The sequence below is a fragment of the Streptomyces sp. NPDC058955 genome, from assembly GCF_042741435.1.
In the GTDB taxonomy this organism is placed as follows: domain Bacteria; phylum Actinomycetota; class Actinomycetes; order Streptomycetales; family Streptomycetaceae; genus Streptomyces.
The window spans coordinates 43,391-55,869 of record NZ_JBHYKM010000019.1 but is presented as its reverse complement, the minus strand read 5'-3'; the positions used below and the strand labels follow the sequence as shown (position 1 = coordinate 55,869).

Genomic DNA, 12,479 nt, shown 5'->3' with positions numbered 1-12,479 from the left:
CCGCGCGACATAGAGAGGACTGAACGTAAAAAATACACCCCCCCACCCAGTAAGGGGGGGCGTCGCCCGGGGGGGGCCCCCCGGGGCCCGCCCCACGGCAGACCCGCAGGAGCAGAGGAAACCGACTGCACGAAGGGGAAGCCATGACAGCGACGACCGACGGAAACGCCGGGGCCCTGGGCCCCCTCGCGCCCGCGGCCAGCACCACACCACGACACCGCACCACCCCCGCGGACGGCCTCGCCGCCGCCCCCGGGCTCCTGGAGGAGGCCGCCGCCCTCGCCACCCGCAGGGCCACCGACCACCTCCTCGCCCGCCAGGCCCCCGAGGGCTGGTGGAAGGGCGACCTGGAGACCAACGTCACCATGGACGCCGAGGACCTCCTGCTCCGCCGGTTCCTCGGCATCCTCGACCCGGACACCCTCGCGGCCGCCGCCCGCCACATCCGGAGCCGGCAGTACGAGGACGGCACCTGGCCCACCTTCCACGGCGGCCCCGGCGACCTCTCGGTCACCGTCGAGGCGTACGTCGCCCTCCGGCTCGCCGGGGACCGGCCCGAGGCCCCGCACATGGCCCGCGCCGCCGCCTGGGTCCGGGACCGCGGCGGCATCGCCGGCGCCCGCGTCTTCACCCGCATCTGGCTGGCGCTCTTCGGCTGGTGGCGCTGGGAGGACCTGCCCGAACTGCCGCCCGAGCTGATCTTCCTGCCGTCCTGGTTCCCGCTCAACATCTACGACTTCGGCTGCTGGGCCCGGCAGACCATCGTGCCGCTCACGATCGTCTCCGCGCACCGCCCGGTCCGCCCCGCGCCGTTCCCCCTCGACGAGCTGCACACCGACCCCGACCGGCCGGCGCCGCCGCGCCCGCTGGCGCCGCTCACCGGCTGGGACGGCCTCTTCCAGCGCCTCGACAAGGCCCTGCACGTCTACCACCGCTTCGCCCCGCGCGGGCTGCGCAGGGCGGCCATGAACTCCGCCTCCCGCTGGATCGTCGAACGGCAGGAGAACGACGGCTGCTGGGGCGGCATCCAGCCGCCCGCCGTCTACTCGGTCATCGCCCTCCATCTGCTCGGCTACGACCTGGAGCACCCGGTCATGCGGGCCGGCCTGGAGTCCCTGGACCGGTTCGCCGTCTGGAGGGAGGAGCCCGAGGGCCCGGTCCGCATGATCGAGGCGTGCCAGTCGCCCGTCTGGGACACCTGCCTCGCCACCATCGCCCTCGCCGACGCCGGCCTGCCCGCCGACCACCCCGCCCTCGTGAAGGCCGCGGACTGGATGCTCGACGAGGAGATCACCAAGGCCGGCGACTGGGCCGTGCGCCGGCCCGGACTCCCGCCGGGCGGCTGGGCGTTCGAGTTCCACAACGACAACTACCCGGACATCGACGACACCGCCGAGGTGATCCTCGCGCTGCGCCGGGTCCGCCACCCCGACCCCGCCCGGGTCGACGCCGCCGTCGGCCGCGCCGCCCGCTGGACCGCCGGCATGCAGTCCGGCAACGGCGCCTGGGCCGCCTTCGACGCAGACAACACCGGCGTCCTGCCGAACAAGCTGCCCTTCTGCGACTTCGGCGAGGTCATCGACCCGCCCTCCGCCGACGTCACCGCCCACGTGGTGGAGATGCTGGCCCACGAGGGCCGGACCGAGGACCCCCGCACCCGCCGGGGCATCGACTGGCTGCTCGCCGAACAGGAGCCCAACGGCGCCTGGTTCGGCCGCTGGGGCGTCAACTACGTCTACGGCACCGGCTCGGTGCTCCCCGCCCTCGCCGCCGCCGGGATCCCCGCCTCCCACCCGGCGGTCCGCCGGGCCGTCGCCTGGCTCGCCTCCGTCCAGAACCAGGACGGCGGCTGGGGCGAGGACCTGCGCTCGTACGACGACCGGTCCTGGATCGGCCGGGGCACCTCCACCGCCTCGCAGACCGCCTGGGCCCTCATCGCCCTGCTGGCCGCCGGCGAGCGCGAGTCGGAGACCGTCCGCCGGGGCGTGGCCTGGCTGGCCGAGACCCAGCGCGAGGACGGCTCCTGGGACGAGCCGTACTTCACCGGCACCGGCTTCCCCTGGGACTTCTCCATCAACTACCACCTCTACCGGCAGGTCTTCCCGCTCACCGCGCTCGGCCGTTACCTGCACGGCGAGCCCACCCTCCACCGGGAGGGGTGATGGAACGCCCGCCCGGGGGACCGGGAACCACCGTGCCGCCGCTGCTGGTCGCCTGCGCGCTGGGCATCGAGCGCCTCGCCCTGCGCGGCGGCGACCGGGCGGAGGCGCCCGGCCCGGTCAGGGTCGTCCGCACCGGCATGGGACCCGCCCACGCCGCCCGCGGGGTGTCCCGGGCCCTCGGCCGCGACGGCTGGGACGGGGCCGCCGTCATCGCCTCCGGCTTCTGCGCCGGGCTCGCCCCCGGGATGCACCCCGGCGACCTGGTCGTCGCCGAGGAGACCCGCGGCCCCGGCGGCACCACCGTCTGCGACGGCACCGACCTCCTCGTCAAGGCCCTCGCCCGGGCGCTGCCCGGGCGGACCGTGCACACCGGCCCGCTGACCGGCTCCGACCACGTGGTGCGGGGCCCCGAACGGGCCGCGCTGGCCGCCGGCGGGGCGATCGCCGTCGACATGGAGTCCGCCGCCACCCTCCGTACCGCACGGGCCGCCGGACCCCGGCCCGTTGCCGCCGTACGGGTGGTCGTGGACGCCCCGGAACACGAACTGGTCCGGATCGGCACGGTGCGCGGGGGAATATCGGCCTTCCGCGTCCTTCGTGCCGTCCTTCCCGCTTTCTTCGAATGGCACCGTTCTCTGCTGCTCCCCAGGAGGTGAGCCGGTCATGGCCATGCCGCTCCGTCAGTCCGTCCGGGTCGGGACCTATCTCTTCGAACAGAAGCTCCGCAAGCGGGACAAGTTCCCCCTCATCGTCGAGCTGGAGCCGCTCTACGCCTGCAACCTCAAGTGCGAGGGCTGCGGCAAGATCCAGCACCCGGCCGGGGTCCTCAAGCAGCGGATGCCGGTCGCCCAGGCGGTCGGCGCCGTCCTGGAGTCCGGCGCCCCGATGGTCTCCATCGCCGGCGGCGAACCCCTGATGCACCCCCAGATCCACGAGATCGTGCGCCAGCTGGTCGCCCGGCGGAAATACGTCTTCCTCTGCACCAACGCGATGCTGCTGCGCAAGAAGCTCGCCGATTTCACCCCCTCCCCGTACTTCGCCTTCGCCGTCCACATCGACGGACTGCGCGAACGCCACGACGAATCGGTGGCGAAGGAGGGCGTGTTCGACGAGGCCGTGGCGGCGATCAAGGAAGCCAAGCGGCGCGGATTCCGGGTCACCACCAATTCGACCTTCTTCAACACCGACACCCCGCAGACCATCATCGAGGTGCTGAATTTCCTCAACGACGACCTCCAGGTCGACGAAATGATGATCTCGCCCGCCTACGCCTACGAGAAGGCGCCCGACCAGGAACACTTCCTCGGCGTCGAACAGACCAGGGAACTCTTCAGGAAGGCGTTCGCCGGCGGCAACCGGCGCCGCTGGCGGCTCAACCACTCGCCGCTCTTCCTCGACTTCCTCGAAGGAAAGGCCGACTTCCCCTGCACCGCCTGGGCGATCCCCAACTACTCCCTCTTCGGCTGGCAGCGCCCCTGCTACCTGATGAGCGACGGGTACGTCCCCACCTACCGCGAGCTCGTCGAGGAGACCGACTGGGACAAGTACGGCCGCGGCAAGGACCCGCGCTGCGCCAACTGCATGGCGCACTGCGGCTACGAACCGACCGCCGTGCTCGCCACCATGGGCTCGCTCAAGGAGTCGCTGCGGGCGGTCCGCGAGACCGTCCAGGGGAGCTGAGGGGCGGGCCATGACCGACGGGTTCGACCTGCGGGCACTGCTCGCCGAACGCGGCGGCGAGCGGTACGAGCTGCACGCCCGGTACCTCAACCCGCAGCTGCCGCGGATGCTGCACACCATCGGCTTCGACAAGGTCTACGAGCGGGCCGCCGGCGCCCACTTCTGGGACGCCGAGGGCAACGACCACCTCGACATGCTCGCCGGCTTCGGCGTCATGGGCCTCGGCCGGCACCACCCCGTCGTCCGCAAGGCCCTGCACGACGTCCTCGACGCGGACCTCCCCGACCTCACCCGCTTCGACTGCCCGCCGCTGCCCGGACTGCTCGCCGAGCGGCTGCTCGCCCACAGCCCCCACCTCGACCGGGTCTTCTTCGGCAACAGCGGCACCGAGGCCGTCGAGACCGCGCTGAAGTTCGCCCGGTACGCCACCGGCCGGCCCAGGGTCGTCTACTGCGACCACGCCTTCCACGGGCTCACCACCGGCGCGCTCTCCGTCAACGGCGAGAAGGGCTTCCGGGCGGGCTTCGACCCGCTGCTCCCGGACACCGCGATCCCGCTCGGCGACCTCGACGCCCTGGAGCGCGAGCTCCGCAAGGGCGACGTGGCCGGCTTCGTGGTCGAGCCGATCCAGGGCAAGGGCGTCCACGAGGCCCCGCCCGGCTTCCTCGCCGCCGCCCAGGAGCTGCTCCACCGGCACGGGGCGCTGCTGATCGCCGACGAGGTGCAGACCGGCCTGGGCCGGACCGGCGACTTCTACGCGTACCAGCACGAGGACGGGGTCGAGCCGGACCTGGTCTGCGTGGCGAAGGCGCTCTCCGGGGGGTACGTGCCGGTCGGCGCCACCCTCGGCAGGGACTGGATCTTCCGGAAGGTCTACTCCTCCATGGACCGGGTCCTGGTCCACTCGGCCAGCTTCGGCTCCAACGCCCAGGCGATGGCCGCCGGGCTCGCGGTGCTCTCGGTGATGGAGTCCGAGGGGACGGTCGCGCACGTGCGGCGGGTCGGCGGGCTGCTGAAGGGCCGCCTGGAGGAGCTGGTGCCCCGGTACGAGCTGCTGCACGCGGTGCGCGGCCGGGGGCTGATGATCGGGATCGAGTTCGGCCGGCCGAGCTCGCTGGGGCTGCGCGGCCGGTGGGCGATGCTCCAGACGGCCCGGAAGGGGCTCTTCGCGCAGATGGTGGTGGTGCCGCTGCTCCAGCGGCACCGGATCCTCACCCAGGTCTCCGGGGACCACCTGGAGGTGATCAAGCTGATCCCGCCGCTGGTGATCGACGAGGCGGACGTGGACCGCTTCGTCACCGCCTTCACGGCGGTCATGGAGGACGCCCACGGGGGCGGCGGGCTGCTCTGGGACTTCGGGAAGACACTGGTCAAGCAGGCGGTCGCACAGCGCTGAGCCCGGTCCCTCCCGAAGGTTTTTGCCTCTGAGGCAAGAAACTTGCCTCAGAGGCACGTTCCTGGCGGAATGGACGCATGGACCACGTCCCCCGGGGCTCCGCCCCGGAAACCGCCGCCCCCGACCTCGTGCCCGACGTCGCCCCGCAGCTGCGGGCCCTGCGCCGGCGCCGGGGGCTCACCCTGGAGGCCGCCGCCCAACGGGCCGGGCTCTCCCCGGCGCACCTCTCGCGCCTGGAGACCGGGAACCGGCAGCCCTCGCTGCCGATGCTGCTGGCCCTCGCCCGTATCTACGGTACGACGGTCGCCGAGCTGCTGGGGGAGACCCCGCCGGAGCGCGACCCGGTGGTCCGGGCCGACCGCTCCGATCCGGTCGAGGCCGACGGCTGGATCTACCGGCAGGCCGGCGGCGCCGGCCGGGCCATGCAGTGCCTGCGCGTCCACGTGCCGTACGCCACCCGGGCCGACATCGTGCGCGTCCATCCCGGCGAGGAGTGGCTGCACGTCCTCGAAGGGCAGGTCCGGCTCGCCCTCGGCGAGACCGTCCACCTGCTCGATCCCGGGGACAGCGCGCACTTCGACTCGCTCACCCCGCACCGGATCGGCGCGGCCGGCCGGGCCGGCGCCGAGGTGCTGTTCGTCCACACCCTCCTGCAGAGCCCCGCCGCCGAGCTGTGCCTGGGCGGCGGCGCCCCGCATCCCGTCTGAGCCCCCGAAGGGTTGACCGACATGTCCGACAAGTCAGTGCATTCCGCCCCGGTGACCGGCGAGGAGCGCGGGGAGGGCAAGTTCCCCAAGGGGCTGGTGCTCCGCCTCTTCGCGTACCTGATCGCCGGTCACCTCTTCGCCGGCTTCCTGTACCTGCTCTTCATGCTCGGCGGGCAGAGCCAGTAGCCGGTCCCGGGCGGTCCCTCAGCCCTCCGTGAGGAACCGCTCCCGCAGCCGCTCGCGGGTCGCGGGGGCCAGCTTCAGGCCCTCCGCGAGATAGACGTCCACGGAGCCCCAGGTCGCGTCCATCGTCTCGAAGGCGGCCCGCAGGTACTCCACCCGCGCGTCGAAGAGCGGGCTCAGCAGCTCCATCACCTCGGGCGCCATCGCGTCCCGGGCGGTGGAGCTGCGGCGCACCTTGTAGCGGCGGTGCGGGGCGTCGGACTTCACGTAGTCGGCCTCGATCGCCGCGCGCTCCACGCCCAGCGCGAGCAGGGTGATCGCGATGGAGAGCCCGGCGCGGTCCTTGCCGGCCGCGCAGTGCATCAGGGCCGGGACCGAGTCCTCCGCGAGGGCGTGCAGGACCCGGCTGTGCTCGGCGGTCCGCTCCACGACCATCCGGCGGTAGGAGGTCGTCATCCGCTCCGCGGCCTTGCCGTCGCCCAGCAGTCCGCGCAGCGTGTCGAGGTCGCCCTCCCGGACCATCCGCCAGAACTCCTTGCCGTCGGCCGGGTCGCTCAGCGGTATGTTCACGTTCCGCACGCCCGGGAGCTCGACGTCGGGCCCCTCCACCGTGGCGTCGGCGGCGTTGCGGAAGTCGAAGACCGTGTGCAGGCCGAGGCCGGCGAGGAAGGCCGCGTCGGCCTCGGTGGCGTCGGCGAGGTGGCCGCTGCGGAACAGGGTGCCGGGCCGGACGGCGCGTCCGTCCGTCGTCGGCAGGCCGCCCACGTCCCGGAAGTTGCGGACCTCGGCGAGCTCGGCCTCGCCGGGTTCGAGGGGCGGCTGGACCTGCGGCAGCTGCTGCGTCACGGATGCTCCAGGGGGTAGGCGTTCGCGGGGTCGCGGCGGGATCGGTTCCCCCCGCAATCATCCCGGCGCCGGGCGCGCGGCGCACCCCCCTGGTCGGTAATGGGTGATCTGTCCGTATTGGGGGTCTTGGGGTAACGCGCCCTGGTTGAGGGGGAGATGGCGTCGAGCGCGTGAGCAGCGTCATAGAAGTGACGGATCGTGGCCGACCGCCCGGTCCAATCCCCCTCCCCGAAAAGGGAATCGAGGGACCGTCATCGACGGAGGGTGACCGGAATTCCGGGCCCGAAGATCGCCCCGGAATGCCCGATGAATTCCGCGGCTTGTTCGCGCCGACCCCGCTCGTCTAGCGTCGCCGTCAATCCGGTCGGACCGCCGAATCCTGCCACCGTCCGGAATTCGACCCCATCCCATCGCACGGCAGGAGCGGGGGACCCAAGGAAGTACGCCGGTCCCGCGACGCAGGACGGCTCGGGGTGAAGCCGCGTGAGAAACGCGGCCGGGCATCTCCAGTCCGAACCCGACAGCTCACCTCGCAGGCGCCGGAGAGGAATTCGCCATGCCCGCGAAGGGTAAGCACCGCCGCCAGAAGTCCACCCTCATCACCCGTGGCCTGGTCGCCGCCGGCACCGGCGGCGCCGTCGTCGCCCTGCCGCTCATCGGCGCCACCGGAGCCCACGCCGCCGAGCAGGCCGCCCCGGCCGCCGTCTCCGGCACCGTCGTGAGCGCCGCCGCGCACGTCCAGGCGCCGGCCGCCGCCCCGGCCGCGAAGGCCGCCGCCCCGAAGACGTACTCCGTCGTCGCCGGCGACTACCTGTCCAAGATCGCCGCCGAGCACGACGTCGCCGGCGGCTGGCAGAAGCTCTACGCGGACAACCGCCAGGTCGTCGGCGAGAACCCCTCGCTCATCCTCCCGGGCATGAAGCTCACCCTCGGCGCCAAGAACACCGCCAAGGCCGCCGCCCCGAAGCCCGCCGCCAAGGCCGCCGCGCCCAAGCCCGCCGCCCCGAAGGCCGCGGTCAAGGCCGCCCCGAAGGCCCAGGCCGAGGCCACCGAGCAGACCCGCGCCTCCCGCTCCACCGAGCGCGCCGCGGCCCCGGCCGCCGCCCCGGCCGCCACCGGCTGGGTCGCCCCCGTCTCCGGCGGCGTCTCCACCCCGTACCGCGCCTCCGGCTCCATGTGGTCCTCCGGCTACCACACCGGTGCCGACTTCATCGCCTCCTCCGGCACCACCGTCCGCGCCGTCGGCGCCGGCACGGTCGTCTCCGCCGGCTGGAGCGGCGCCTACGGCAACGAGGTCGTCATCCAGCACGCCGACGGCAACTACTCCCAGTACGCCCACCTCTCCTCCCTGTCCGTCTCCGCGGGCCAGTCGGTGAGCGGCGGCCAGCAGATCGGCCTGTCCGGCTCCACGGGCAACTCCACCGGCCCGCACCTGCACTTCGAGATCCGCACCTCGCCGAACTACGGCGCGGACATCGACCCGCTGGCCTACCTGCGCCAGCACGGCGTCTCCATCTGACCCGTCCGGCCGAACGGCCGCACGAAGGCCCGGCACCCCTGGTGCCGGGCCTTCGCCCTATTCCGGCTTTGGCCATTTCTTTATCGGTGGCATATATCACCCGCCGTCAACCCCTCCTTACGGTCGCGTAGGTCACATCCGAAACGGAAGGATGTACTGCCGTGGCAGACGATTCGAGAGAAACAGGCAAGCAGGCGTTCGGTTCGTTCGGGTCGTACGCGGCGATCGGCGACAGCTTCACGGAGGGTGTCGGAGACCCCGGCCCCGACGGGACCTACGTCGGCTGGGCGGACCGCTTCGCGGTGCTCCTCGCCGACCAGCTGCCGGACCCCGAGGACTTCCGGTACGCCAACCTGGCCGTCCGCGGGCGCCTCCTCGACCAGATCGTGGAGGAGCAGGTCCCCCGGGCGAAGGAGCTCGCCCCCGACCTGGTGACCTTCTGCGCCGGCGGCAACGACATCATCCGCCCCGGCACCGACCCCGACGACGTCGCCGAGCGCTTCGAGCGGGCCGTGCGCGACCTCACCTCCGCCGTCGGCACCGTCATGGTCACCACCGGCTTCGACACCCGCGACGTGCCCGTGCTCAAGCACCTGCGCGGCAAGATCGCCACGTACACCGCCCACGTCCGTGCCATCGCCGACCGCTACGACTGCCCGGTCCTCGACCTGTGGTCGCTGAGGTCGGTCCAGGACCGGCGCGCCTGGGACGACGACCGGCTGCACCTCTCGCCCGAGGGGCACACCCGGGTCGCGCTGCGCGCCGCCCAGGTCCTCGGCCTGCCGGTGCCCGCCGACCCCGACCAGGAGTGGCCGCCGCTGCCCGCCCGCGGCCCGCTGGAGGTCCGCCGCGACGACATCCACTGGGCCCGCGAGTACCTGGTGCCGTGGATCGGCCGGCGGCTGCGCGGCGAGAGCTCCGGCGACCACGTCGAGGCGAAGCGCCCCGACCTCATGCCCCTGTAGCCCCCGGACGGCCGGCGGGGATCCGCTCCAGGACCCCGCCGGCGAACACGTCGTACAGCGGCAGCGTCTCCAGGTGGACGTAGCCGATGTGGCAGTCGCAGACGGCGAGCGGGCAGGCGCGCGGCCGCAGCGCGGCACGGTACGAGCCGTCGTACAGATTGCCCAGCTCCGCCGGGACGAAGTGGCAGCGCCGCACCGTCCCGGCGCCGTCCACCGACACCACCGACTCGCCGGTCCTGCAGGGCAGCCCCGCCGAGCGGTGCGGATGCCGGCTGTACGGGAAGAGCGGGTCGATCCCCGTCCACGCCGCCGCCTCCGCGTCGGTGTACGCGTGCCCCTCGGCCGCGTTCACCCACAGGTAGACGTGGTCCGGCAGCGCCGCCCGCAGCCGCAGCGCCTCCGCGTGGTGCTCGGGCAGGCCGACGACGCCCACGCTGAACCGCACGCCGCGGGCCGCCAGGTCGAGCGCCTTGCCGAGGAAGCGGTCGTACGGGGTCTGGCCCGGGTGGTACGTGCACCACAGGGCCAGCGTGCCGAGGTCGGCCCCGTCGAGCCACGAGGTCCGGCAGCTCAGATTGGTCTGGATGGCCACCCGCTCCACCTGCGGCAGCCGCGACAGCTCCACCATGGCCCGCCGGTACCAGGAGCGGACCAGCCCCTCGCCCCACGGGGTGAAGAGGATCCGCAGCCGGTCCCCGTCCTGCCCGGCCGCCCAGCCGGTGAACCGCTCCAGCGCCGCCCGGTCCGCCCGCAGCGTCTCCGGGCTGTCGCGCCGCTTGGCGAACGGGCAGTACGGGCAGTCGTAGTCGCAGGAGGCGAGCGGCCCCCGGTACAGCAGCGTCAGTTCCACGGCCGCGCCTACTTCGGCTCGTAGGCGGCCATCGCGGCCCGTACGGCGGGGGAGAACAGCTCGGGGCCGAGGCCGTCCGAGTGCGCGAGACCCTCCGGCGAAAGCCGCAGCAGCCCGTCCGGCGCCGACCCGTCCAGCCAGCCGTACCCGGCGAACCGCTCCAGCTCCGGGCCGAAGTCCTCGTGCACGCCCGACCCGAACCGCTTCTCGTACCCGGCGAGCTCCATGCCCTCCGCCTGGAGCAGCGACTGGAGGAGGTGGCGGCGGCGCGCCTCGCCCGCGTCCACCCACCGGCCCACCTCGGCCCGGGAGAAGTCCGCGGTCTCCGTGTAGGCGTCGATGATCGACCGGATCTCCCGCATGTCCACCGCGTAGTCGAAGGAGTAGTGCAACGAGGCGGTGTAGGAGCGGGCGCCGCAGCCCAGACCGATCATGCCGTCCGTCTGGCAGGCGTAGTCGTCCGGCCCGGCCGGGCCCGCGTCCGCCCGCCGGAACATCCGCATCGACACCTGCTCGTAGCCCTGCGCGAGGAGGTGGTCCCGGCCCCGCCGGTAGAGCCGCAGCCGCCGCTCGTCCCACTCCCGGTCCGACTCGGCCGGGGCCGAGCGGCCGAGCCCGGTCAGCGGGCGCACGTACAGCGGGTACAGGTACAGCTCCTCGGGCCGCCAGGCGAGCGCCGCGTCCAGCGAGTACCGCCAGGACTCCTCGGTCTGCCCGTCGATCCCGTAGATGAGGTCGATGTTGAGCACCGGCACCCCGGCGTCCCGGATCCGGCCGAGCGCCGCCTCCACGTCCGCGCGGCGCTGCGGCCGGACCGCCGCCCGCGCCTCGGCGTCCACGAAGCTCTGCACGCCGATGCTCAGCCGGGTCGCGCCGCGCGCGGCGAGGACCGCGAGCCGGTCGGCCGTGGCGGTGGCCGGCGAGGTCTCGACGGAGAGCGGCACCGCCCGCAGGTCCGCGCCCATCCGGTGCTCGGCGATGTCGCAGAGCCGCTCCAGCTCGGCGGCGGTCAGGAAGGTGGGGGTGCCGCCGCCGAACGCCGCCGTCGCGAACCGCACCGGCGCCGCGTCGCCCAGCGCCTCCCGGACCGCCGCGGCCTGCCGGTCGAGCGCGTCGAGATAGCGGGTCGTCAGCTCGTCCGGGGCGCCGATCCGGGTGAAGAGGTTGCAGAAGCCGCAGCGGACCTCGCAGAAGGGGATGTGCGCGTAGAGGGAGAGGGCGTCCTTCGGCTCGTCCGCCCAGAGGGCGGCCAGCTCCGGCCGCTCGGGCAGCGGCCGGTACGCCGTCTTGTGCGGGTAGGCGTAGACGTACGAGCGGTACGGACGCGGGTGCGCGGCGCCGGTCACGCGGCGGCTCCTTCCCGGGGACCGGCCAGCGTGAACTGCGCGTACGGCACCGTCCACACCACCTCGTGGCCGAGCCGGTGGCCCGTGAACCCGTCGTCGCCGTAGGCCGTGCCGTGGTCCGAGCAGACGATCGCGAAGCAGCGGCGGCGGGAGGACATCGCGGCGAACAGCCGCCCGATGTGCCGGTCCACGTACTCCAGCGCCGCCGCGTGGGTGGCCCGGGTGTCGCCGGCCTCGCGGCTCGCGCCCGGCGCGTGGAACCAGTTGGGCTGGTGCAGCGCCGCCACGTTCACGAAGAGGAAGAGCCGGCGGTCCGCCGGGAGCGCGGCCACCACCTCCTCCGCCCGGGCCACCTGCGCCTCGAACGAGGTCGGCGACGCCACCCCGAAGGACGGCTCCCAGTGGCTCTCCTGGAAGAGCCCGGGCAGCACCGATCCGAGCGGCGGCTGCTTGTTGAAGAACCCGACGCCGCCCACGCACACCGTCCGGTAGCCGTCGGCGGCCAGCGCCGAGACCAGGTCGGGGGCGTCGTACACATAGGTGCCGTCCGCGGTGGTCTCGCTGCCCGCGAACCGGGCCGCGAAGAGCCGCGGATGCGGTCCCGGCGCGGCCGGGGTCGGCAGGAAACCGGCGAAGATCGCCTGGTGGGAGGCGTAGGTGAAGCTGCCGGGGGCGTGCCGCCGCTCCCAGCGGCCGTCCGGGAGGTGACGCGCCAGGTTCGGGATGCGGCCGGCGGCGGCCAGCTCGGCCGCCACGTCGTACCGGAGGGTGTCCAGGGTGACCAGAAGCAGGTCGTGGCTGCCGACGATCTCGTTCATGTCGGGC

12 protein-coding genes and 1 riboswitch are annotated in these 12,479 nt (G+C 73.4%); of the genes, 8 read left to right on the top strand and 4 right to left on the bottom strand.

Translation table 11 applies throughout. The annotated features are described in order from the left end of the window. The first annotated feature begins 143 nt into the window (after window positions 1-143). The 6 genes from shc (at window position 144) to ACFW1I_RS10825 (ending at window position 6,131) form a co-directional block, all read left to right on the top strand. Entirely contained in the window at window positions 144-2,162 is a 2,019-nt protein-coding gene (gene shc, locus ACFW1I_RS10850) for a squalene--hopene cyclase (RefSeq protein WP_384668595.1), read from the top strand. Further along, window positions 2,162-2,818 carry a 1-hydroxy-2-methyl-2-butenyl 4-diphosphate reductase gene (locus tag ACFW1I_RS10845; RefSeq protein WP_384668592.1) on the top strand — a complete coding sequence of 219 codons (657 nt, stop codon included), beginning with the start codon at window positions 2,162-2,164 and terminating at the stop codon, window positions 2,816-2,818. The genes shc and ACFW1I_RS10845 overlap by 1 nt, the downstream gene beginning before the upstream one ends. A 7-nt stretch (window positions 2,819-2,825) precedes the next feature. Then, on the top strand, window positions 2,826-3,842 hold the full coding sequence (hpnH, locus tag ACFW1I_RS10840; protein WP_384668590.1) for an adenosyl-hopene transferase HpnH: 1,017 nt from the start codon (window positions 2,826-2,828) through the stop codon (window positions 3,840-3,842). Between the two features lie 10 nt (window positions 3,843-3,852). After that, complete coding sequence (locus ACFW1I_RS10835) at window positions 3,853-5,238, top strand: aspartate aminotransferase family protein (protein WP_384668587.1); 1,386 nt, start codon at window positions 3,853-3,855, stop codon at window positions 5,236-5,238. A 77-nt stretch (window positions 5,239-5,315) separates the two neighbouring features. After that, window positions 5,316-5,945, top strand: a complete 630-nt coding sequence (locus tag ACFW1I_RS10830) for a helix-turn-helix domain-containing protein (protein ID WP_384668584.1) — start codon at window positions 5,316-5,318, stop codon at window positions 5,943-5,945. Between the two features lie 21 nt (window positions 5,946-5,966). Further along, entirely contained in the window at window positions 5,967-6,131 is a 165-nt protein-coding gene (locus ACFW1I_RS10825; protein ID WP_384668581.1) for a DUF6126 family protein, read from the top strand. 18 nt (window positions 6,132-6,149) lie between these two features. Here ACFW1I_RS10825 and ACFW1I_RS10820 read toward each other — a convergent pair whose 3' ends face one another. Beyond that, entirely contained in the window at window positions 6,150-6,974 is an 825-nt protein-coding gene (locus ACFW1I_RS10820) for a tyrosine-protein phosphatase (RefSeq protein WP_384668578.1), read from the bottom strand. A gap of 388 nt (window positions 6,975-7,362) precedes the next feature. Continuing rightward, window positions 7,363-7,526, top strand: a riboswitch (cyclic di-AMP (ydaO/yuaA leader). 4 nt (window positions 7,527-7,530) lie between these two features. Between ACFW1I_RS10820 and ACFW1I_RS10815 the strand changes: the two genes are divergently transcribed. Beyond that, window positions 7,531-8,493, top strand: coding sequence for a peptidoglycan DD-metalloendopeptidase family protein (locus ACFW1I_RS10815; RefSeq protein ID WP_384668575.1), 963 nt, complete (start codon window positions 7,531-7,533; stop codon window positions 8,491-8,493). A gap of 161 nt (window positions 8,494-8,654) precedes the next feature. Next, window positions 8,655-9,458, top strand: a complete 804-nt coding sequence (locus ACFW1I_RS10810) for an SGNH/GDSL hydrolase family protein (protein ID WP_384668574.1) — start codon at window positions 8,655-8,657, stop codon at window positions 9,456-9,458. On the opposite strand, the gene ACFW1I_RS10805 is transcribed toward ACFW1I_RS10810, so the two are convergent. Genes ACFW1I_RS10805 through ACFW1I_RS10795 form a run of 3 tightly spaced genes read right to left on the bottom strand, consistent with a single transcriptional unit; the run spans window position 9,445 to window position 12,472 of the window. Continuing rightward, complete coding sequence (locus ACFW1I_RS10805) at window positions 9,445-10,308, bottom strand: STM4011 family radical SAM protein (protein ID WP_384668572.1); 864 nt, start codon at window positions 10,306-10,308, stop codon at window positions 9,445-9,447. The two genes, ACFW1I_RS10810 and ACFW1I_RS10805, sit on opposite strands and share 14 nt — an antisense overlap. 8 nt (window positions 10,309-10,316) lie before the next feature. After that, the gene (locus ACFW1I_RS10800; RefSeq protein ID WP_384668570.1) at window positions 10,317-11,654 is read right to left on the bottom strand and encodes an STM4012 family radical SAM protein; all 1,338 of its coding nucleotides are present in this window, start codon (window positions 11,652-11,654) and stop codon (window positions 10,317-10,319) included. Continuing rightward, a complete protein-coding gene (locus ACFW1I_RS10795; RefSeq protein ID WP_384668664.1) occupies window positions 11,651-12,472 on the bottom strand; it encodes an STM4013/SEN3800 family hydrolase in 822 nt (273 codons plus the stop codon). The genes ACFW1I_RS10800 and ACFW1I_RS10795 overlap by 4 nt, the downstream gene beginning before the upstream one ends. Window positions 12,473-12,479: the final 7 nt, after the last annotated feature.